The organism is Saccharomonospora marina XMU15, assembly GCF_000244955.1.
GTDB lineage: Bacteria > Actinomycetota > Actinomycetes > Mycobacteriales > Pseudonocardiaceae > Saccharomonospora_A > Saccharomonospora_A marina.
On sequence record NZ_CM001439.1, the window covers coordinates 1,950,462 to 1,971,730 of the forward strand.

Annotated in this window: 21 protein-coding genes; 12 read left to right on the plus strand and 9 right to left on the minus strand. The window is 66.8% G+C overall.

Annotation, left to right across the window (positions count from 1 at the left end; genetic code table 11):
- Window positions 1-40: 40 nt before the first annotated feature.
- Window positions 41-265 carry a PIN domain-containing protein gene (locus tag SACMADRAFT_RS30330; RefSeq protein WP_198285946.1) on the minus strand — a complete coding sequence of 75 codons (225 nt, stop codon included), beginning with the start codon at window positions 263-265 and terminating at the stop codon, window positions 41-43.
- Window positions 266-629: 364 nt separating this feature from the next.
- Between SACMADRAFT_RS30330 and SACMADRAFT_RS09245 the strand changes: the two genes are divergently transcribed.
- The gene (locus SACMADRAFT_RS09245) at window positions 630-806 is read left to right on the plus strand and encodes a hypothetical protein (protein WP_009153541.1); all 177 of its coding nucleotides are present in this window, start codon (window positions 630-632) and stop codon (window positions 804-806) included.
- A 142-nt stretch (window positions 807-948) separates the two neighbouring features.
- On the opposite strand, the gene SACMADRAFT_RS09250 is transcribed toward SACMADRAFT_RS09245, so the two are convergent.
- Both SACMADRAFT_RS09250 and SACMADRAFT_RS09255 read right to left on the minus strand, forming a co-directional pair.
- The gene (locus tag SACMADRAFT_RS09250; RefSeq protein WP_009153542.1) at window positions 949-1,347 is read right to left on the minus strand and encodes a DoxX family protein; all 399 of its coding nucleotides are present in this window, start codon (window positions 1,345-1,347) and stop codon (window positions 949-951) included.
- 593 nt (window positions 1,348-1,940) lie between these two features.
- Window positions 1,941-3,200 (minus strand): MFS transporter, encoded by a 1,260-nt coding sequence (locus SACMADRAFT_RS09255; RefSeq protein WP_009153543.1) that lies wholly within the window; start codon window positions 3,198-3,200, stop codon window positions 1,941-1,943.
- 79 nt (window positions 3,201-3,279) lie between these two features.
- Here SACMADRAFT_RS09255 and SACMADRAFT_RS09260 point away from each other — a divergent pair, with 79 nt between their 5' ends.
- Window positions 3,280-3,627, plus strand: a complete 348-nt coding sequence (locus tag SACMADRAFT_RS09260) for an ArsR/SmtB family transcription factor (protein WP_040926233.1) — start codon at window positions 3,280-3,282, stop codon at window positions 3,625-3,627.
- 134 nt (window positions 3,628-3,761) lie between these two features.
- Here SACMADRAFT_RS09260 and SACMADRAFT_RS30800 read toward each other — a convergent pair whose 3' ends face one another.
- The 4 genes from SACMADRAFT_RS30800 to SACMADRAFT_RS09270 all read right to left on the minus strand — a co-directional run bounded on the left by SACMADRAFT_RS30800 (window position 3,762) and on the right by SACMADRAFT_RS09270 (window position 5,537).
- Window positions 3,762-4,052, minus strand: coding sequence for a hypothetical protein (locus SACMADRAFT_RS30800; RefSeq protein WP_232285565.1), 291 nt, complete (start codon window positions 4,050-4,052; stop codon window positions 3,762-3,764).
- Window positions 4,049-4,423 (minus strand): sigma factor-like helix-turn-helix DNA-binding protein, encoded by a 375-nt coding sequence (locus SACMADRAFT_RS30805; protein ID WP_232285566.1) that lies wholly within the window; start codon window positions 4,421-4,423, stop codon window positions 4,049-4,051. Before SACMADRAFT_RS30805 ends, SACMADRAFT_RS30800 begins: the two co-directional genes overlap by 4 nt.
- Window positions 4,424-4,505: 82 nt before the next feature.
- Entirely contained in the window at window positions 4,506-4,742 is a 237-nt protein-coding gene (locus SACMADRAFT_RS30810; RefSeq protein WP_232285567.1) for a sigma factor, read from the minus strand.
- A gap of 156 nt (window positions 4,743-4,898) precedes the next feature.
- Window positions 4,899-5,537: a TetR/AcrR family transcriptional regulator gene (locus tag SACMADRAFT_RS09270; RefSeq protein WP_009153545.1), complete on the minus strand. Its 639-nt coding sequence runs from the start codon at window positions 5,535-5,537 to the stop codon at window positions 4,899-4,901.
- Between the two features lie 194 nt (window positions 5,538-5,731).
- Between SACMADRAFT_RS09270 and SACMADRAFT_RS09275 the strand changes: the two genes are divergently transcribed.
- The 9 genes from SACMADRAFT_RS09275 (at window position 5,732) to SACMADRAFT_RS09315 (ending at window position 17,215) form a co-directional block, all read left to right on the plus strand.
- The gene (locus SACMADRAFT_RS09275) at window positions 5,732-7,210 is read left to right on the plus strand and encodes a sodium:solute symporter family protein (protein WP_009153546.1); all 1,479 of its coding nucleotides are present in this window, start codon (window positions 5,732-5,734) and stop codon (window positions 7,208-7,210) included.
- Window positions 7,211-7,263: 53 nt separating this feature from the next.
- A complete protein-coding gene (locus SACMADRAFT_RS09280; RefSeq protein WP_040925620.1) occupies window positions 7,264-7,671 on the plus strand; it encodes a hypothetical protein in 408 nt (135 codons plus the stop codon).
- Between the two features lie 12 nt (window positions 7,672-7,683).
- On the plus strand, window positions 7,684-8,682 hold the full coding sequence (locus SACMADRAFT_RS09285; RefSeq protein ID WP_009153547.1) for an LLM class flavin-dependent oxidoreductase: 999 nt from the start codon (window positions 7,684-7,686) through the stop codon (window positions 8,680-8,682).
- Window positions 8,672-9,565 carry an SMP-30/gluconolactonase/LRE family protein gene (locus SACMADRAFT_RS09290; protein WP_009153548.1) on the plus strand — a complete coding sequence of 298 codons (894 nt, stop codon included), beginning with the start codon at window positions 8,672-8,674 and terminating at the stop codon, window positions 9,563-9,565. Before SACMADRAFT_RS09285 ends, SACMADRAFT_RS09290 begins: the two co-directional genes overlap by 11 nt.
- 342 nt (window positions 9,566-9,907) lie before the next feature.
- Complete coding sequence (locus SACMADRAFT_RS09295) at window positions 9,908-11,302, plus strand: CapA family protein (protein ID WP_009153549.1); 1,395 nt, start codon at window positions 9,908-9,910, stop codon at window positions 11,300-11,302.
- A 112-nt stretch (window positions 11,303-11,414) separates the two neighbouring features.
- Window positions 11,415-13,130: an ABC transporter permease gene (locus SACMADRAFT_RS09300; RefSeq protein WP_009153550.1), complete on the plus strand. Its 1,716-nt coding sequence runs from the start codon at window positions 11,415-11,417 to the stop codon at window positions 13,128-13,130.
- An 88-nt stretch (window positions 13,131-13,218) separates the two neighbouring features.
- The gene (locus SACMADRAFT_RS09305; protein WP_085977965.1) at window positions 13,219-14,409 is read left to right on the plus strand and encodes an ABC transporter ATP-binding protein; all 1,191 of its coding nucleotides are present in this window, start codon (window positions 13,219-13,221) and stop codon (window positions 14,407-14,409) included.
- A gap of 68 nt (window positions 14,410-14,477) precedes the next feature.
- The gene (locus SACMADRAFT_RS09310) at window positions 14,478-16,139 is read left to right on the plus strand and encodes a thiamine pyrophosphate-binding protein (RefSeq protein ID WP_009153552.1); all 1,662 of its coding nucleotides are present in this window, start codon (window positions 14,478-14,480) and stop codon (window positions 16,137-16,139) included.
- Window positions 16,136-17,215 carry an LLM class flavin-dependent oxidoreductase gene (locus SACMADRAFT_RS09315; RefSeq protein ID WP_009153553.1) on the plus strand — a complete coding sequence of 360 codons (1,080 nt, stop codon included), beginning with the start codon at window positions 16,136-16,138 and terminating at the stop codon, window positions 17,213-17,215. The genes SACMADRAFT_RS09310 and SACMADRAFT_RS09315 overlap by 4 nt, the downstream gene beginning before the upstream one ends.
- Here the strand turns inward: SACMADRAFT_RS09315 and SACMADRAFT_RS28465 are convergent.
- A complete protein-coding gene (locus SACMADRAFT_RS28465) occupies window positions 17,212-18,207 on the minus strand; it encodes a LysR family transcriptional regulator (RefSeq protein ID WP_009153554.1) in 996 nt (331 codons plus the stop codon). The genes SACMADRAFT_RS09315 and SACMADRAFT_RS28465 overlap by 4 nt on opposite strands.
- A gap of 145 nt (window positions 18,208-18,352) precedes the next feature.
- Window positions 18,353-19,468: an ABC transporter substrate-binding protein gene (locus SACMADRAFT_RS09325; RefSeq protein WP_009153555.1), complete on the minus strand. Its 1,116-nt coding sequence runs from the start codon at window positions 19,466-19,468 to the stop codon at window positions 18,353-18,355.
- 547 nt (window positions 19,469-20,015) lie between these two features.
- On the opposite strand from SACMADRAFT_RS09325, the gene SACMADRAFT_RS30815 reads away from it, so the two are divergent.
- A complete protein-coding gene (locus SACMADRAFT_RS30815; protein ID WP_083840864.1) occupies window positions 20,016-21,227 on the plus strand; it encodes an MFS transporter in 1,212 nt (403 codons plus the stop codon).
- Window positions 21,228-21,269: the final 42 nt, after the last annotated feature.

Sequence of the window (21,269 nt, forward strand, 5' to 3'; positions counted from 1 at the left end):
CTGGTGATGGTTCGTACTCGTACCGACACTCACGCACGGATCATGAGCTGACCGGTGACACAGCGAGGATCGTCTGGAACCCTTCGTCGGCTGTTGCCAGCAGCAGTGACACTGCCATGCATTGCGCGGCGATCATGCGGTCGAACGGGTCCCGGTTGTTCCACTCCACCGATCCCGTGAGGCTGCTGTGCTTGTCGGTGACCGGGGTGCCGTCCACTTCGAGCCGCGTGAGGTGGTGCCGGTTGGCCTGCACCAGCTTCCCCAAGCATCTCTTGGTCGCGAGTTCCCACCCCGAAGCCGCGTACACGACGTTCCGTCCGGCGATCAGTGGCCAAGTCGCGGACCTGCGCGGTCAGTCAACACGTTCGGTCGATGCCCACAGCAACACGTGTGTGTCGAGCATCAGCCGACGTGGTATTTGCCTGCCACGCCGACAACTCTGGGACGTCTTCGCGCGCGATGACGACCTCGTCGCCCCGCTCGACGTCGGCCAAGATCGCGGGAAACCGCGTCTTGGCCTCCTGCACCTTCACTATCCGCCGCACGTATCCGATTGACTTCGTCAGCCGGGTGGTCAACGTTGGTCAAGTCTGCTTACCCGTCGCGTTGCCGAATTGGTGGCCCTGGCGGTGGCTGTACACCACGGCTTGTGGGTCCGCGCCCACGGCTTCAAGGGCGACCTCACCAACATCGCCGACCCCTCCAGTGGCCAGAACGTCGGTGTCTGCCACCGGCTGTTCCAGGTCGAGGAGAACTCCCGGATGGCAATCGGACCTGGCCGCCCGAACGCCGAAGCGGCGCGGTAACGAGTGGCGCGTCCGGCAGTTGCGTCGGGATCTGGACGTGCTCGCCGTTCAGACTCAGAGCTGTCGGTTCGGTGCGACACGCTACCGCAGCCACTTCACCGATCTCCGGAAACGCTGGATCGGTTCGGGTCGGCGTCGAGAGTCAGCCGCAGGACCACCCGCCGAAGGACTCCGGGCCGAACCTGCCCCATGCGACGAACGCCGCCATGCCCAAGAACAGCAGGTCTCCCAGCGCGATGCTCCATTCCTTGCGCACGATCCGTACCGTGACCGCGCCCGTCATCAGTAGCACGAGGCCACTTGCCGCCATTGGCACCAGCACAGGGGCGACGTCGAGTATCGGTGGAAGCAGCAGCCCGGCGACCGCAAGCAGTTTGATGATGCCGAGCACCTTGAGGAAGCCGGGACTGAAATCATCGACGTAATGCCAGTTCGGATGGACAGCACGAAATCGCTCTTTCGGCAGCACCAGTGCGGCGATGCCACCGCCGAGACAGGCCAACGAGAGCAGCCCTGTCACTATCCACAATATGACGTTCACCAGTCCTCCTTGTCACCAGCCCACCGCCTACGGGCGAACTGCCGCACCCAAGACACCCGCCGGTCCGAAGTTGTGACACGAACGTCGATTCGTCGGGCGGCGCCGGTTGTGTCCCCGTCGTACGGGACCAAGCTCGCCGAAGTACCGGCTGCGTTAGAACCGCTTCGGTGCGCTCGCAAGGGAATCTCCATCCCCGCCGCGACATGCGCGATGGTCGGGGTGCGGCAACCGTCGATGGCCCGGCGTCGGCCCTCCGACGTCAGCGGTACGTTCTTACGCGTCGTGAGCCGCACGATTCTCCGCTGCTGTGTACGTCGTGATGCGGTCTGCGTGGCCGCGGATAATGACCTTCTCGTCCCTCGCGGGCTGGTTGTCGACGACCGCAGCGTGCCCATCGCGGATTTCACGAGCCGCAGCAGCGAGCATTCGGTCGCTAAACACGATGTGGCCAGTCTCCAGTCGATATCTGCTCGCGCTTGCGCAGGGTAGCCGGCTGTGTTTGGGATCGGTTCGGAAACGTTGAGCAGGCCGGAACAGACGGCATCAAGTTTGGTGGTATCCATGGGGCCTTCCCAGGCGAGAAGCGATATGAGCTAGTTGCTGAGATCGCGGGCGGCCTGGTAGCTGCTACGGCTGAGCGCGAGCACAACGAGCAGGCACAAGGCAGCGACGATTCCGGCAAACCAGCTCACGGCCGTGGTGAGGCTGACAGTGGTGGCGAGTATGCCGACGCCGAGGACGGGTAGGCCCACGCCCGTGTAGACGATGACGTAGAAGCTCGAGAGCACCTCGGCGCGACCGGCGTCAGGCGCCGCGTGGTTGACGGTGGTCAGTCCGCCGAGGAACACCAACCCATGGCCGATGCCTGCCAGGGCGGTGGCCACCAGAAGGAGCGCGAGTGAGGGGGCGCTCCCGACAAGTACGAGAAGTCCAAGGCCCAGCGCAAGGACCGATAACCCAACGAGCAGGAGGCGGCGTGGCGGTCGTCCGTAGGTAAGGATCTGAACGGTGGTCGAGCAGGCCAGCATCAGTGCCGCGGTTCCCCCGCCGAGTAACAGGTTCGTGCTGTTCGCGAGTGTCGCAACATAGGTCGGAATAAGCGTGAGGAACAGGCCGATGACCGCGAAAGCCAGGAAGTTGGCTGTCCCGCTGGTCACGAACACCGCTCGCATCGTGGGCGGAATCGTTGGGTGTCGAGGTCGCCATCGGGTCCGTTGTTGCGTGGACGGCATCCGCATGACCGTGACAGCCGCGGGGATCAGCAGCACGATCTCGACGACGAACGGCACCACGTCAGGCGCCGTTGCGTATTCGGCGAGTAGTCCAGCCAGCACCGGACCCAGGCCCAGCCCGCCAACGGACGCCACGGTCGTGACCAGTGCGGCCTTGCGGTGGTTGCCGGAAGGTTCGAGTTCGCTGAGCGCAGCAGTCAACGCGCCGGACGCCGCGCCAACGGCAAGGCCCTGCAGGATGCGGGCGGCGAACAGCCACCCCGTGCCGGTTGCCAGCGCGAATCCGAGCGATCCCAACCCCGCCAGGACAAGAGCGGGCAGCAGAACACGGCGTCGCCCTACCGCATCCGAGAGCGGGCCGGCCACCAGCAAGGACGGGATGAGCACGGCCACGTAGACGGCGAAGATCGACGTGACGACGAACGGCGAGAAGTCGAATTTCGTTGCGTAGCTGCGATACAGGGGTGTCGGCAGGTTCGTTCCGGTGAGCAGGATCAGCAGCGTGTAACCCGTGGCCCAAAACCGCCAGCCGCTCGCCCGACCGGCCTGCGAGCCCCGGCCGGACAGCTCCTCTGGATCACGCGACCGGGCCGCCTCGGTAGCGGTGGCGTCCTTCGCCATGTGCCCCTCCCGTATGTTCGTAGATGCCGAACATAACAGAAGTTCGTGTGCGCCGAACATGTTGGGTACGGTGGAAGCCATGGCAAGTAGGACCGCGACCAAGCTCGTGCACCCAGAGCGGCACGAGCTGGAGTTCACGACAGTGATGGCAGCGCTGGCCGACCCTGTCCGACTGGCGATCGTCGCTCGACTTGCCGAGGTCGAGCCGGAGGGGGAGCTGGCCTGTATGACATTCGCGCTGCCGGTGAGCAAGTCCACCCAGAGCGGGCACTTCAAGACGCTGCGCGAGGCAGGCGTGATTCACCAACGAGATGAAGGGACCAGGAAGCTGAATCGGCTACGGCGCGAGGACCTCGACGCTCGCTTCCCCGGCCTTCTCGACCTCGCCATCCCTCAAGGGCGCGACGTCATCGCCAGTTGGGCGTAACTGAGCCCCACGCCCCGGCAACGGCGTCGACCGACGCGGGTAGCCCACGGCCCAGGGCACTCGCCACAGCGGCTCCTGCCCAAGCTCATGCCGTTCGCCAGGTCGGTCGGAGGATTCGCTGCTCTCTGCGCGGCTCACTGCCGACGGCGGGGGCTAGGAGCAGCCGAACCCTTCAGTCGCCTATTCGTCGGCTGGCCGGGCTGACTGACCTCTCGAAGGACCGCCCAGGCGTCGGCCACCGGCCCGAGATGCCGCAGCTTGTCGGGGTTGAGCACAGCCCGAATGGTCTGTACCTGACCGTCGAGGATGTCCAGTCTAAGCGCGTTGACCGCGTGGTCGTGGCGGTCCCGAAAGACCGCTCCAAGTTGGCCGTTGAGCTCGCGCAGCTCCACCTTCCCGCCTATCAGTTCGAACGGCGTCATCATCGCGGCCAGAACCTGGCCACGTTGCCTGGCGCGAAGATGCCGTTGCCCCACAAGGGAGCGTTACCGCCGCTGTCGGCGATCATCATCCGGACGTCAGCGGTCAGGAAACCCGGTAGCCCATAGACATCACCTCGCCGGAAGGCGTCGAAGAACCGATCGGCAAGTGCGTCTCGTTCGCGACGGTCCGCTTCGAACCGTGCGCGTCCGGCGGCCATGTGCCGGCATGCCCCCACCAGAATCTGCCTGCACGCCGCCTCGGACCTGCCCGCCGTAGCGGCAATGTCGGCGAAGCCGAAACCGATGACGTCGCGCAGTACGAAGACCGCGCGCTCGAGCGGAGTGAGCCGCTCGAGCAGTAACAGGGCCGCCATGGAAACGGATTCCGCGAGTTCCGCGCACGCTCCGGTTGGTCGTAGGGATCTGCCAGCAGCGGTTCCGGGAACCATCCCCGACCTACTGCTCCCGCCGAACGCGCACGGAGCGCAGTATGTCGATCGCGATCCTGGACACCGCGACCGACAGGAACGCCTTCGTGGAGGTCGGCTCGATCGGGTAGGACCGAAACCGCCGCCACGCTTCCTGGACGGCGTCCTCTGCCTCGCTCACGCTACCGAGGAGCCGGTAGGCGATGGAGGTCTCGTCGGCTTGCTCGAGGACCTGACACGCCGTTCGGTACGCACTCGGCTTCATGGCCGCCAGCGAAGCCCGCACGTGATCGGCAGCGATCGTGCCGCGGAGCGAGTCACGGAACGCGTCCGTGAACCAGGTGTTCAGCGTGGCTTCGCCAGATGCACGATGTAGTAGCCGCTGCGGCGACGATCTCCGTCTTCGGCTCCTGGTGGCAACTCAAGTCGCGTCGCGGGCCGGTCGGGCGGCGAGGCCGCCGATGAGGAGGTCGACGATCTGGTTGGACAGGTCGTCGACCACCTCGGCCGGCTGGTCGTCGGCCTTTCGGTACCACATGTCGACGGCGTTGAGGCTACTGAGCAGTGTTCGGGTCGCCAGTGCCGCGTCGATCGTCCTCAGTGAGCCGTCGGCGATTCCCTCGGAGACCACCTGGCGAAACATCTGCTCGTAGTCGTGCCTGAGTTTGTTGAGGGACTTCAGTGCCTCGCGCTGGCGCGGCTTCAGCGCGGCCGACGACTGGGCGCGCACACCCTCGTGCACGACGTCGTGATAGGCGAGGTCGGTCATCAGGTTGCGCACGTGGGCGACGGACATGGCCACCAGTCGCTCGCGGCCGGTGCCTTGGCTGTCCGCGTGCGGTTCGACCTTCGCGCGGACGCGCCGCATGCCCTCCTCGTACACGGCGAGGAAGAGGTCGAACTTGGACCGGAAGTGGTAGTAGATGAGCCCCTTCGTCGCACCGACTTCTTCCGCGATGTCGTCGAGCGTGGTGCTGCCGAACCCGCGGACCTGGAACGCTTCCGCGGCGGCGTCCAGGATGCGCCGCTTGGTGTCGATGTCCGCGCCGGGACCGGTCAACTTCCGCCTCCAACGGTCATGGTCATTGCCACCATCATCGCACCGCCACGCGAGCGCTGCCTGTCACATCGGGCGTTGACTTGTGGTGCTCACCTTCCCATAATACTGAGTAGTATCGCTGATGGGAGGCGATTTCGGGGTCCCAGGCGCGGCCCTGTCCGTCCTGCTCGCACGGCTGTCGCAAGGGGTTCGGCATGACACCGGTCGTCATCATCGTGCTGGTCTACTTCGCCGTCATGTTCGCGATCGGCTACTGGGCCAAGTCCCGCATGAAGTCGTCAAGAGACTTCCTGGTGGCGGGTCAGACGCTCGGCTTCTTCGTGATGGCGATCGGTACGTTCTCCTCCATCCAAAGTGGCTTCGGAATGATCGGCCATACCGCCAACACCTACTCGTGGGGCGTGCAGGCCGTTGTGGCGGCCGCGTTTCTGGTTCCGTTGGCGTTCGCCGTCTCCTGGTTCCTGCTCGGGTCGCGCCTTTACCGGCTGGCCCGCGAGTACGAGGTCTACTCGATACCCGACGTCATCCGGATCCGGTACCCGGGCAGGTGGGCGCACCTTTCGATGTCGGTGGCCATGTTCGTGGGTTCCGTCGCGTACATGACCGCGCAGGTCACCGCGACCGGCGTGATCATGAGCCTGATCTTCGGCACCTCGGTCACCGTCGGCGCCCTGATCGGGTCCGCGGTGGTGGCGCTCTACACCGTCGCGGGCGGCATGCTGGCCGGCGCCTGGACCGACTTCCTGCAGGGCCTGCTGATGGTCGTCATGTCCATCGGGACATTCTTCGTGGCGACCAGCACGGTCGGCGGGTGGGGCACCATGCTCGACACCATCGCCGCCCATGACATCGACTTCCTACGCCTGGACGCGTCCCAGCCGTTGACCTACGTCTACACGTTCATCGTCATGGCGGTGCTGGGCACCGTGGCCCAACCACAGCTGATCGCCAAATTCCTGATGCTGCGTTCCTCGTCGGAGCTGAAATGGGGAGCGCTGGTCGCCTCGCTGGCCTACGGGGTCACGACGCTGTTCGCGCTCAGCGTCGGTCTGTCGACGCGGGCACTCACCATCGAAGGCCGAGCGCCCGAACTGGAGAACATCGACAACACCACGACCTGGTTCTTCGACAACATGGTGTCACCGGTGTTCGCCGGATTCGTGCTCGCGGGCCTGCTCGCGGCGATCATGTCCAGCGCCAACTCGTTCATCGCCGTCGGTGCGTCGGCGCTGATGCGCGATCTGACCAGTGCCCTCGGCATCCGGGTTCGCGACGAGGTGCGTTGGGCGCGCCTGGCAAGCGTTCTCGTCGTCGGCTGCGCCCTGGTCTTCGCTCTGTACCTGTCCCAGGTGGTGTTCCTGCTCGGAGCGATCGGCTGGGCGGCGTTCGCGGCGGCCATCTTCGGTCCACTCGTTCTCGGGCTGTACTGGCGGCGTGCGACGGGCCTGGCGACCACCGTGGCCATCGGCTTCGGCGTAGTGGCGAACCTCGCGTCGACCGTCCTCACCGCCCAAGAGGTGATCACTTTGCCCACCTACATCCAGACCGGCGGCCTCATCACGTGCCTGGGGATAGTGCTGTTCATCGTCGTTTCGGTCGCCGTACCGTCGCGGGACTCGCTCGACAGATTCGTGGACATGAACCGGCCGCGCGGGTCGAAGAGCCTGGTGTAGGCCGGTTCCCGCTGCCCAACCGCCGTAGCCGACGTCGACCGAGAGGTGATCTGATGAGTGTCGATCGCGTAGACCGGCTGGTGCTGTCCTGCTTCGTGGTCACGACTACCGCCATCGTCGGCATGGTCTTCGACTACTGGCAGCTCGTCTACTACTCGATCCCGATACTGACCGTGCTGTTCATGCTGATGGGCGCGCTCAACAGGAAGCAGCGGTGGCCAGGCGCGCCGGTGATCGGCGTCATCGCGTTCGGGGCGTCGTTCCTCGCTCTCTTCGTGATCGCGGACGTGGCGCTGTATGCCGACAGCCGCATCGGCGGGCTTCCCGCGGCGACAGCGGTGTTCCTGTACGTGATCTGGCCCGTGACCACCGTCGCGGCGCCGCTGCTGTTCGCCTGGGTGTACCACAACTGGTTGCGCCACGACGTCGAGGACGCGGAACCGGAGCCGGTTGCCCGATAGCAGGGAGGACACATGGACGTCTCGTGCGCTTTCGCCACCGCTTTGGACTCTGCTGACAACATCGCGCTGGCCGAACGGCTCGGCTACCACCGCGCCTGGGTCTACGACACTCCCCAGCAGAGCCCGGACGTGTGGATGACCCTGGCGCTGGCGGCCGAGCGCACCGAACGCATCGGTCTCGGCCCGGGAGTGCTCGTTCCCAGCCTGCGGCACCCGATGGTCAACGCGGCGGCGACCGCGACACTCGCCGCGCTGGCGCCGGGGCGGGTGGCAGTGGCGTTCGGGACGGGGTTCACCGGTCGCCGCGCGATGGGTTACGGACCGATCCGCTGGTCGTTCATGGAGTCCTACCTCCGCGCTTTTCGGGGGCTGCTGCGTGGCGACGTCGTCGAGTGGGAAGGCGCCCGGATGCGGATGCTGCACCCGGCCGGTCATGCGCCGCCGCGCCCCGTCGAGGTCCCGATCCTCGTGGGCGCGCTCGGGCCGAAAGGCAACAAGGTGGCGCGCGAGCTCGGTGACGGCCTGTTCGCCACGCTGCGGCCGCCTGCCTTCATGACCGAGCATTCCTGGGTCGCCTACCTGGAGTGGGGCACCGTGCTCGACGAGGGTGAGGACACGCATTCGGAGCACGCTCGCGAGGCGGCGGGGCCCGGTTGGGCGCTGTCGTTGCACGGTGCCTACGAGTTCGGTGGTCCCGAAGCCGTGCGCACGCTCGCGGGCGGGAAGGAATGGCTGGGAGTCATCGAGCGCTCCCGGAAGCAGCGGCGGCACCTCGCCGTCCACTCCGGACATTGCGTCGAGCTGAACGCCGCGGACGAGGCGGCCTGGTACGCGGGGGGCAGCGGCACGTTGTGTGAGGTGACGTTGAGCGGGACGCGCGAGGCCATCCGTCGCAAGCTCGATGACTATCGCGCCCGTGGCGTTACCGAAGTCGTCTACCAACCCTGCGGTCCCGATGTCCAGCGTGAGCTGGAGCGGTTTCTGGAGGTAGCGAAATCTGATGAGTCGTGAAACCAACACCGCCATCGACGGATTCGCCTACCTCGAGTGCCCTCGTTGGCATGACGACCGCATCTGGTTCGCCGACTTCTACACCTACCGGGTGTACTCGGCCGCCGAGGACGGCAGTGACCTGCGAGTCGAGGCCGAAGTACCGAACCAGCCATCGGGACTGGGGTGGTTGCCGGACGGCAGGCTGCTGGTGGTTTCGATGCGCGACGCCCTGCTGTTGCGCCGCGAGCCCGACGGCACGTTGGGGACCCATGCCGACCTGTCCGGCCACGTCGAGGGACATCCCAACGACATGGTCGTCGACGCAGGCGGCAGGGCGTTCGTCGGGGAGTTCGGCTTCGATCTGATGGGTGGGCAACCACTGGAACCCGCGGTGCTGCTGCGGGTGGACCCCGACGGAGCCGTCACCACGGTCGCCGACGAGCTGTGGTTTCCCAACGGCAGCGTGCTTACCGACGACGGCGTGCTGCTGGTCTGCGAAACCTTCGGCAACCGGGTCACCGCGTTCGACGTCAGCGAGGACGGCACCCTCGGCAACCGTCGTACCTGGGCCGAGTTCGGGCAACCTCCCACCCATCGCGACCTCGGCGATGCGTTGACGCAGGTCGTCGTCGCGTCGGACGGGTGCTGCCTCGACGCCGAGGAAGCGCTGTGGATCGCCGACGCCGTCGGCGAGCGAGTGATCCGCGTTCACGAGGGCGGCGAGATCAGCGAGGAGATAGCCACGGGAACGGGCGTCTTCGCGTGCATGCTCGGCGGCGTGGACGGCCGCACGCTGTTCATGTGCGCCGCACCGGACTTCCACGAGGACGCCCGCAAGAACGCGCGTGAGGGGAGTCTGCTGACGGCACGCGTCGAGGTGCCACACGCAGGCAGGCCCTGACGGCCGTCCTTCGCACGCGCGGGTTGCCCTGCCCGACCGGGGACCCGTGACGAGTTCGATCTGGCTGTCGCTTGCGCTCAGGTTGAGCAGTTCCGGTGGTCGCCGCTGCTTGCCTGGCCGATTCACGTCAGGTAGCAGGCTGACCACGCTGCGGTCGCGCCGTTGTGAGCGGTACCCGCTTCATGCGCAAAAACTGATAAGCGCGGTTGATTACCAGAGCAGCAAGTGTGGGCTTTTGGGGTGGTGGGTGCCCGCTTAGCCTGACGGAAACCGACTGACGGAACGCGTCGCCGCGATGGCCGCAGCGAGCGTCGTCGGAATTCGAAAGGGAGTGCAGGCAGTATGCCCAACGCCGTTGACTGGTCGGTCGCGATCGCGGGTGAGTGCATGGTGACCAGGCCGTGTTCCATGCGCTCGGAAAAAGAATTCCAGGAAGTACGTGATCTGTTCAAGTCCTCGGATGTGGCCTACGCGCACCTGGAAATGAACTTCGCCCGCTCCCGGGAAGTCCACCCCGGGCGCGGTGACTGGTTCGGCAGCTACATGCTCGCGGAGCCGGAAATCGCTCGGGACCTGCGCTGGCTTGGTGTGGACGTCATGTCGACGGCGAACAACCACAGCTTGGATTTCGGCGAGCAGGGCCTGGTCTCGACCCTGGACGCCTGTCGCGGCGCCGGACTGGCCTGCGCCGGTACCGGACGTGACCTGGACGAGGCTCGCGCACCGGTCTATGTGGAGACTCCCAGCGGCCGCATGGCGCTGGTGTCCACCAGTTCGGGAAACCGGCCACACGAGTGGGCTGGCCACCCAAAGGAAACCATGGCGGGCCGGCCGGGAATCAATCCACTGCGGACGAACTGGACGTACATCGTCCCCCGCGAGACCGCCGAGCAGTTGAGGGCGGCAGCACAGCGGCTGAACATTCTGCGGACAAGCCAGGACTGGCGGCCCGGCAAGACCGGCCGGGTGCTCACCGAGAACGAGTTCCAGTTCACCCTGCCCGGAGGGCAGTCGGCGGCAGGCGAGCTGGTGTTTCGCGAAGGCGAGAATTTCGAGATTCTCACCGAATGCCACCAGGGTGATCTGGAGGGAAACCTGCGGTCGATCCGGTCGGCAGCGGCGATGGCCGACCTGGTTATGGTGGCGCACCATTTCAACATCTCCGAGGGCCCCCGCGGTGACCAGCCGCCACGGTTCGTCCGCGAGTTCGCGCATCGCGCGATCGACGAGGGAGCCGACATTTTCGTCGGACACGGCTGGCACAAGACCCTCGGCATCGAGATCTACCGAGGTAAGCCGATCTTCTACGGGCTCGGCAACTTCTTCGCCCAGTCCGAGTTCCTCGAACGCGTCCCCTACGACAGCTACGAGACCTGGGGGCACAACGTCGACCTGCTGCCCACGCTCACTCCGGACCTGCACCCGCTGCACCCCGGCCTCGACGGTCCTTCCGAGACCTGGTGGAGCTCGGCGATCATCGACGTCCGCTTCACCGACGGCAGGCTCACCGACGTGATGCTGCACCCGGTGGAACTCGGCCGTGAGGTCTCCAAGGAAGCCAAGATCACCCGCTCGACCGGTAAGTCGGCGCAGCACCCCCTCACCGAGGGTAGGCCCATCATCGCCGACCAGGTCAACGCTGCCCGAGTCCTGGAGCGTTACCAGCAGCTGTCGGCCGAGTACGGCACCGCGGTGGAGATCGAAGGGCGAGTTGGCAGACTGCGCCTGCAAGACTGACATTCCTGTCACTGATCTGGAGGTTCTGCGCAATGAAGCGCACGTCCTGCCGGTTGGCACCCGCCAGCTCGGCGCCACCGGCGGCCGACGGCCGGCGGGGAGGTGGTAACGCATGGTGACACTCGCTACGCCGGAGACCTCCCAACCCCGCGAGACGAGGGCGCCGGGTCACCGGGCCCTCGTCGCCCTCGTCGTCGTGATATTGACGGTTCTGGTGTTCCTGCCAACCGCGCTGGTGTTCGTCAGGGCGATCTCGGAAGACCCGCGCGACCCGCTGTCCACCTTCACGCTCGAAGCGCTGGCCGAGTCGTACGGCTCGATGGAGATCTGGAAGATCCTGGCCCAGACGATGGCGATGTCGCTGGGGTGCGGGCTGCTGGCCACGGTGATCGGTAGTGCGCTGGCGTGGATCGTGGCCCGCACCGACGTTCCGATGAGGCGGCTGCTCGAACTCATCGTGATCGCGCCGCTGTTCCTGTCGCCGTTCATCGGCGCACTGGCCTTCCTCGAACTGGGTGCGCCCAACACCGGGTTGCTGAACCAGATCGCGCGAGACATCGGCCTGCCGAGTTGGGTGTCGATCGACGTGATGACCTTCGAGTGGCTGATCATCATCCTGGCGCTGCACTACGTGCCGTACGGCTACCTCCTGGTGTCGGGCAGCCTGCAGAACATGGACGCGAGCCTCGAAGAGGCCTCGCACATGAACGGTCGCGGAACCCTGCAGACGGCGCTTCGCATCTCGTTGCCCGCCATCCGGCACGCGATGCTCTCGTCGGTCATGTTCATCACCATCAGCGCGACCGGCATGTTCTCGGTGCCCGCGCTGCTGGGTGCGAAGATGGACTTCCGGCCCCTCGCCGTGACCGTCTACCACGCCACCAACGGCTACCCCAGCGACTACGCACTCGCGGCCGCGCTGGGCACGATGCTGGTGTTGCTCAGCGTGATCGGGTTGTGGCTGTACCAGCGAAGCCTTCGCCAGTCGTCGAAGTTCGTCACCGTCACCGGCCGGTCACAGAACCGGAAGAAGGTCAAGCTGGGCAACGGCAGGTACGTCGTGGTCTTCCTGCTCGTCCTCTACGCGTTGGTGACCACGGTGCTGCCCTACGCGGCGCTGGGTCTGCGGGCCTTCAGCACCTCGACCAATCTCTCCGAGATCAACTTCACCACCAAGATCTTCACCGACGTGCTGTCCACACCCGAGCTGAACAACGCGCTGGTGAACACCGTGCTGGTCTCGGCCGTGACCGCCATCGGTGCCGTGGCCGTCGGTCTGCTGACCTCCTACGTGACCGAGCGAGTCCGGCACAAGGGCTCCGGCCTGCTGAACTCCATCGCGATGTCGCCGCTTGCCGTCCCCGGGATCGTCTTCGCGACCGGTGTGTTCGTCATGTACCTCGGCACGCCGCTCTACGGCACGCTGGCGATCATGGTGGTGGCCTACATCGCGTCTTACCTGCCACACGCCACCCGTGTCACGGGCAACGGGTTCGCCCAGATCGACAAGTCGCTGGAGGAGGCTTCCCGAATGTGCGGGGCGAACCAGGCCCGGATGATGTCCACCGTCCTGCTGCCACTGATGCGGCCGTCGATCGCCGCGGCGATCATCATGGTGTTCCTGTTCACCGTTCGCGAGATCAACACGGCGATCCTGCTGTACACGCCGGACACCATGCTGCTGTCCATTCTGTCCTTCAACTACGCGCAGCAGGCTTCGCTGCCATCCGCCGCCGTCGTCGGGTTGCTCGAAACCGCGCTCATGATCGCGTGGATCGTCGTCATGCGGGTGCTGCTGCGCCCGGGCAACCTGCACAACCGCGCCTGAGCTGTGCGGACTACACGCAAGGGAACACAAAGAGGTGAACAGATCAGTGGACGTGCCGCACCGAAACCCGTCGCAGGACGAAGGCCTCGTGATCAGTAGGCTCTTCGCGGGCTACGGCAGCGCAACGGCGGGTTCCGACGTCAACCTGGAGATCCGCCGGTCGGAGTTCGTCACGCTGCTGGGCCCCAGCGGGTGTGGCAAGACGACGACACTGCGCTGCGTAGCGGGACTGCACACGCCGCGGTCCGGTGAGATCACTTTGGACGGCCAGCGGCTGTGCTCGCCCGACGTCAATGTCCCGCCGCACAAGCGCGACATCAACATGGTGTTCCAGTCCTACGCGGTGTGGCCGCACATGACGACGCTGGAGAACGTCATGTACGGCCTGAAGTCGAAGAAGCTGCCGAGGGCGCGGGCACGCAGCAAGGCCAAGGAGATGCTGGACCTGGTCGGCCTGGCGGAGTTCGCGGCCAGGCACGCCACCGACCTCAGCGGCGGGCAGCAGCAACGGGTCGCGCTGGCACGCGCACTGGCGACCGAACCGAGTCTGGTGCTGATGGACGAGCCGCTGAGCAACCTCGACGCGCAGTTGCGTGCCAGAATGCGAGACGAGATCCGGCAGATCCAGCGCAGGACCGGGATCACGGTGCTTTACGTTACGCACGACCAGTCGGAAGCACTGTCCATGTCGGATCGTGTTGTGGTCATGAACCGGGGCACGATCCAACAGGTCGGCGATCCGTGGGCGCTCTACCACCGGCCGGAGAACGCCTTTGTCGCGACGTTCGTGGGCGAGGCCAACGTGGTGCCCGGTGTGGTCACCGAGATCGGGAGCAGCACGTTCACGGTGCGGGTTCCCACCCTCGGCCACGGCACGGTGCTCGACGTCGCCCGCGCCACTGCGGCCGACTGCCCCTCGAAGGGCGACGCGGTTTCCGTGGTCTTCCGCCCGGAATGGGTGCGGGTTTCCAGGGAAACCGGCCCGCTGCCTGCCGCGCTCGAGCGAAACGAGTTCAGGGCGCGCCTGGTCTCCAGCGAGTTCCTCGGCGATCACTTCGAGCGGATGTACGAGGCCGGGGAGCACCGGCTGCGGGTGCAGGCGGTCACCGGGCCGACCTCGAGACCTCCCGAGATCGGTGCCGACCAGACACTGCTCGTTCCGCCGGAGAACCTGACGTGGTTTCGCCGTGACGACGTCGAGCCGCACGACAGCGGTGAAGAACCCGTCCCGGCGGTGCACGACGCCGTACCCGCCTCCACCACGGTGCTCGGTGGCTGAACCGGCGGACGAGGCGCCGGCGGCCGTTCCACGACGCGGGCAGTGCCCGAGCAGGTGAAGGGATCTCCATGACTGTTCCCAGTTACGCGCAAGAACTGGCCATCGCCGTCGCGAAGACCGGATGCACCCATGTCTTCGGCCTCATGGGCGACGGCAACATGCAGCTGTTCGTCGCGTTGCGGCGGCAGGGTGTCCACGTGGTCGAGGTGCGGCACGAGAGTGCCGCGGTGGCCATGGCCGAGGGCTACGGGTGGTCCTGTGACCAGGTCGGTATCTGCTCGGTGACACACGGCCCAGGACTGAGCCACGTGGCGACATCGTTGCTGGTGGCCGCACGCAACCGGTCCCCGCTGGTCGTCATCGCCGCCGAGACACCGGCCGGCTACCAGGGTGCCCAGACCTTCGATCAGCAGTCGTTCGCCGAGGCGTGCGAGACGCGCTACCGGAGGATGACGCAAGGGGAGCGGCCTGCCCAAGCGCTCGCCGACGCGATCGAGTCCGCCCGTGACGTGTCCGGGCCCGTGATCCTCGGTGTCGCCGCCGACCTGCTGGCCTCGACCGTCGACGACTCACCCGCTCCCGGCGAACCTCCCGCGCCGACTCCCGGGCCGCCGGGCCTCGACGACGGTGCTGCTGCCGAGCGGCTGACCCAGCTCATCGCCGGTTCGGCCCGACCGGTGCTGATCGCGGGCCGGGGGGCGACGGGCGGCCGGTCCGTGGGGTTGCTGCGCACGCTTGCCGAGCACGTCGGTGCTGGGCTGGCGACGACCTTGCCCGCGAAGGGGCTGTTCGACGGGCACCACCTCGATCTGGGCATCGCGGGCGGCCTGGCACACCCGGCCGCCGAACGCGTGCTGCGCTCCGCCGACCTTGTGGTGGGTATCGGCGCGACCATGGGGCGCAGCACCACGCAGTCGATGCGGTTGTTCGCCGACGCCCAGGTGGTGACCGTGGTCTCCGACGCCAGGGGCGTTGCCGGGGTCGAGCCGCTGCTCGGCGACGCGGTGCGGACGCTGGAACACACGACCGCTCTCGCCCGCGTCGCGACGGAGCCCCGCGAGCCGTGGTTCCACCCGGTCGGTCCCGCCGCGCAATGCTGGGCCGAGGACTTGCGCGAATTCGCCCCGCCTATCCCCGACGGCACGGTCGATCCCCGCCGAGCCGTCGCGCGGATCAGTGAACACATACCGGACGACGCGAACGTGGTCATCAGCAACGGGCACTGTTCCGGCTTCGCCGCAGCCTTCGTCACCGCACCGGCACGCGGCCGCTTCTTCGCCGCGCAGGGGTTCGGGTCCATCGGGCAGGCGTTGCCGACAGCGATCGGTGTGGCGCTCGGTGCGCCCGGCCGCAAGACCGTGGTGTTCGAAGGGGACGCCGCGTTCATGATGCACGCGCAGGAACTCGACACGGCGGCACGGGCGGGGGCGGACCTGACGGTGTTCGTGCTCAACGACCAGGCCCTCGGCACCGAGTACCAACGGCTGCACCTCGAAGGTAGCGACGCAGGCGCCGCCGTCGTGCCCACGCCGGGCCTCGCCGCGCTCGCCGGTGCCCTCGGAGCGCGTGCCACCACGATCGACACCGACACCGCGTACGCGCACGCCGAGGCCGCGTTGCGCCCCGGCCTCGCGTTCGTGGACGTGCGCACGGCGCGGTCGGTGCTCAGCAGACACTTACGGCTGCCGTACCGGCGCGTCGATCCGCCGCAGCAGGTTCGCTCCTCGTGACCGAGGTACCACAGCGGGAGAAGGCGGGCGAGCGGATGGAGTTCGCGATGCAGTTCACCGTCGTGGAACCCGGCTTCACCCGCGGGCACGCGTTCGAGCTCATCGAGCTGGCCCGGATGGCCGATGACTACGGCCTGCACTCCATCGGCGTCGGCGACACGGGTTTCCGGCTGAACGAGGCGGCGGCACGGGTAACTCTCCTGGCGCTGGGGACGAAACGCACCTTCGTCGGGATGCGGCCGACCAACCCCTGGACGCGCGACCCGCAGATCACCGCGGCATTCCTCGCCACGATCGACTCCATGACCGAAGGGCACGCGTTCATGGAGATCGCTACGGGGGACTCCGCCGCACACAGTATCGGCAGGAAACCGTCCACTCGCGCCCGGCTGGAGGAGTACGTCAGCTGCGTCCGCGATGTGCTCGCCACCGGCCACGGGAGGTTCGAGGGGCGAGACATCCGCTCCTTCGCAGGCCCACGCGGACCCGTGCGGATATCGATCGGCGCCGAGGGTCCTCGTATGCTGCGGCTCGCGGGCGGCATCGGCGACGCGGTGTCGATCGGAACCGGGCTCACCCCGGAGGTGGTCGGGTGGTCGCTTGCCCAGGTCGAGCAGGGCGCGCGGGTGCGTGGCCGTGACCCGGCGGAGGTGGAGCCGTGGTTCACCGTGCGCAGCGTCCTCGACGTCGACCGTGACGCGGCACGTGGCAGGGTCCGCGCCTCACTCGCCTCGATCCTGCATCACAGCATGCGACACGGCGTCGAAGGCAGGCTGGTGCCCACACAGCACCATGACGCCGTCCGAGAGTACGTGCGCCGATACGTCCTCGCCGACCATCAGCACCACGGCGGGGCCAACGACCAGCTCATGGAGCGGCTCGGGCTCACCGGTTTCGCCATGCGCCGCTGGGGGATGGCGGGCGACCCGGCGGACTGGGTCGAACGCATCCGGCAGCTTCGCGCCTGTGGTGTGCGCCGGATGTGGCTGGCCAACCGCGGCAGCCTGGCTCAGCTGCGGCGCGCGTTGCAGCTCTTCGGGGAGGATGTGCTGTCCAGTTTCGGTCGCGGACGCTAGCCACCCTCCGGTGCCGGGGAACGGGGGACCGGGCTCAGTGACGCGTCCACCCTGGCAGGCATCATGCCGAGGAAGATCCTGGCGGCATGGGTGACCTCGCGGTCGGGAGGGCTCAGGATCACCGCGCCCCTGAGCAGCGGCAGCCCTGGGGTCGGCACCGCTCGCAGCTCGCCGGCGCGGACATCGTCGGCCACGCAGAATTCCGGCAGGATAGCCAGCGCCAGGCCACGCGTGGCGTAGGTCCGCATCGCTTCCAGCGCACGTGACTCCAAAACGATGCGAAGTGAGGCCCCGACCTTGTCCGCCCAGCGGTCAACGAGTTGCCGGCTGCGCATCCCGTCGGCGAAGGTCGCGAAGTCCGCGCTCGCGAGGTAGCCGACCCGGTCGCCCTCCGGCAGGGTGTGAATGGGGTCCTCGGGCCGTGCGAAGAGGTACATCCGCTCCTCGATCGTTCCCAGATTCGGGAACTTGCTCGGCGCCGGATACCGGCAGATGCCGAGGTCGGCGTTTCCCTCGGCCAGCGTCCTCGTGCACGCCTGCCGGGACGGCTCGTGCTTGATGACCACACGGATGGACGGTGCCGTCTCCTTCATGGCCATCACCGCTCCGACGAGCAGATGCTTGATGTGGTCGGAGTCGCTGACGACCGTGAGCGTCGATCCTTCCGGCAGGTACTTCATCTGCTCCAACCGCTGGCGAAACCGGTCGGCGCGCGCGAGTATGTCGTCGGCGAACCTCATCAGCTCCTGCCCGGCGGCCGTCACCTCGGACCGCGCACCCTGCCTGCGTTCGAACAGCGTGCAGCCAAGCAGCCGCTCCAGCTGCCGGATTCGTTGCGAGACGGCGGGCTGGGTCAGTGTCAGCTCCACGGCGGCGGCGCGGAAGGACCCCGTGCGACCGAGCGTCTGGAACGTGTAGAGCTGGTCGAACGTCATGCCGGCGATGAGTCGCTGCCTGCTGGTGTGCCGCCAGTCGCCGCCGGGGGCGGTCATCGGCGCATCCTAGCGTCACCGGGCGGTCGGGGAGTGCGGCCGGACGCGGCCGGGCCGAGCTGTGCGTACACAGCTCGGCCCCACCACGGGACGGCGGTCGCGCCGCACCCGGTCGTCACCCGCTGGGCAGGCGAAAACACGCTCATCACTTCTTCAGTGTGCCGTTCACCCGGCTGACGAAGTCGGCGAACTTCTCTCCGCTGAGTTCGGGCAGGGTGGCCATGCCATACCAGACGACGGGCCTGGAGTACCAGGACTGCTGTGCGATCTCGCGCTTGTCCTGCCAGCCCGTCCGGGTCCCGGTACCGGAACCGAGCTCGGCCATCAGGTCGTGACCCTCCGCGGACGTCGCCCATTCCATGAACAGCCGGGCGGCATGCGGATGCGGCGTCTCCGTGGGCAGCCCGACCATCCACAGCGCGGCATTGGTCGGCTCCGGGTATCGGTATTCGATGGGAGCGCCCTCGGCGATGTAGCCGTTGTACAACGTGTCTGTTCCGAACGTGACGGCGTACTCGCCCTTCACCAGTTGTTCGGCGATCGGAATCTGGCTCTCGAACAGCGCGGGATCGTTGGCCGCGACGCCTTCCAGCCATTTCCAGCCGTACTTGTCCGACTGGTTGATGATGACGTTCGCGTAATTGCCCGCCGTGGTGGCGCCGCCGGTGTCACCCAGCGCGATCTGGCCTTTGAACGCGGGATCGGCCATCGCGGCGACCGGGTCCTCGCGCAGCAACTTCTGCTGTTGCGGCGTCGTCACCTTGGTGTTCCACGCGATCGCGCCGATGCTCTGGTGCAACGGGTAGACGCGGCCCGTCAGCCCACCGCCGGGAAGTACCTTGTCGAAGTCGTAGCCGTCGTAGTTCTCGGTCCGGTACTCGGTGATCCAGCCGTTGTCCTTGGCTTCCTCCCACAACTGGTAGACGTTCTGGATGACGACGTCGGCGTTGTGGACCCCGCCGTTGACCTCCTGCGCCCATTTCTGGTACAGGGTCGTACTGCCGTCCCGGTAGACGCTGACGGGAATTCCGTACTTCTTCTCGAAATGTTTTACCCATTTGGTGGTCGACGACTCGGTGGTGGCCGCGTAGAGGCTCACCTCGCCTTCTTCCTTGGCCTTCTCGACCAGGGCACTCATTCCACCGGCGTCAGCCGCGTTCTTGGGCAGGTTCTCGGTATCACCGCCCGCGGTGCTTCCACATGCCGCAAGTAGTAGGGAAACCACGACTACCGGCCCGGCGAGCAGAGTTCTGAACCTCATTGACCAGCCTCCAAATTCCGGATCGCTTTGCTGTTTCAGCGCGACGTTGCGGCACGTGCGTTTTCCGTGACGGGGGAACCGTTTTCTCACGACACGCCGCGGCGGTCGGTCCGCTCAACGTGTCAGAGACACTAGGACCGCGGCCCGACGTTCGAAAGTGTCGACTTCATAGTCGGCCGATAAGTGAGGGTTATCACTTGTGAGGTCGGCTCGGGCTGCCCGGGTCCCTCATCTTCCGGCACATTTGGGCAGCTCAGGGCACAACTCGTCGCGCGGGCACACGTCGCAGGGCGCCGCGCGAGTCGCCGAATGCGGCGGTCGCAGGGCTTGAGCGCATTGGCTCGCGACCTGTCGAGCGTTGCCCCGGCTTCCGCTACGCTCCGATCGTTCTTCACATTGTGACAACAATTCACATGCGCACTCGAGTCCGCGCATAACGGCGCGACGCCGAACCTTTCGAGGAGTCCATGGCTACAGCGGCGGTTCGCCGAGTGATCGGGAGGGTGCACAGCTGCGCGGGCGGGCCGAGCGGTGAGCAGAGGCTCGCTTGACAGCGGCATCTCGTCCCGGAGTGCCGTGGCGGCGGCTGCTGCCAACCGCACTGATCCCGAACGTGCTCCACGGTGCGGCTCAAGGGGCCGCTGTCCCGACGATCCCGCTCGCCGCCGTGTCGTTGACGGGATCGTCGGCCACAGCCGCTCTGGTCGCCGCCATGCTGACAGTGGGTCAGTTGCCGTTGACGCTGCCAGCGGGATGGCTTGTCGCGAGATTCGGGGAGCGACCCGCGATGCTCGCGGGAACGGCGGCCACCGGATCGGGAGCACTCTGCGCGTATCTCGCTTCCTCGCCCGCGATTCTGACCCTGGGCGTGCTCCTGATCGGTGTTGGCGTCGCGGTGTTCGCTATGGCGCGACACGCGTGGATCACCGCGAGCGTTGCGGGTGTGGTTCGTGGCCGGTCTCTCGCCGCGCTCGCCGGAGCGACTCGGTTGGGAATGTTCGCCGGACCGTTCCTGGCCGCCGCGGCCTTCCAGCTCTGCGGCGAGGCCCGCGGCGGGTTTCTCACCGTGGTGGCCATGTCCGGGCTGCTGGCTGTTGTCGTTTCTTGTGTCTCCTTCCCGAAACCCGACGGCGGCGAGACCGAACCGCGGCAGAGTCCGAACGTGTTGCGGACGATGTGGCAGCGTCGCGATGTCCTGCTGCGGCTGGGGCTGACCATCTCCGTGGTCAGCACGATGCGTCACACCCGGCGCATACTCGTTCCGCTCGTCGGCACCTCGGTCGGCTTGGACGACGTGACCGTAGCCGTCGTCATGGGCCTCGCCTCGGGCGTCGACTTCTCGCTGTTCTACCTGGGCGGGGTGGTAGCCGATCGCTGGGGCCGCCTCCCGGTCGCGCTGTCGGCTCTTGTCGGCTTCGGACTGTCGCACCTCGGGCTCGCGCTGGCGACGCAGTTACCGGCCGGGCAGTGGTGGTACCTGGCCAGCACCATGGTGATGGCCATGGCGAACGGGTGGAGTGGTGGTGTCGTCGCCACCGTGGGTTCGGATCTGGCCGATCCACGCTCACCCGCACCGTTCCTCAGTTCGTGGCGCCTGACGACAGAGTTGGGCTCGGCTGTCGCACCGCTGGCCGTGGCTGCCCTCGCAGGCGCGATCTCGTTGCCCGCGGCATGTGCGATGCTCGCGATCCTGGCAGGCGCCGGTGCCGCCGCACTCCCTTCGTCCTTTCGCAGACATCTGCCGGGGGAACTGTCCTGAATGGTGGGTGAGTTCCGGGCTGACGACCGGGTCGGGTCTCGG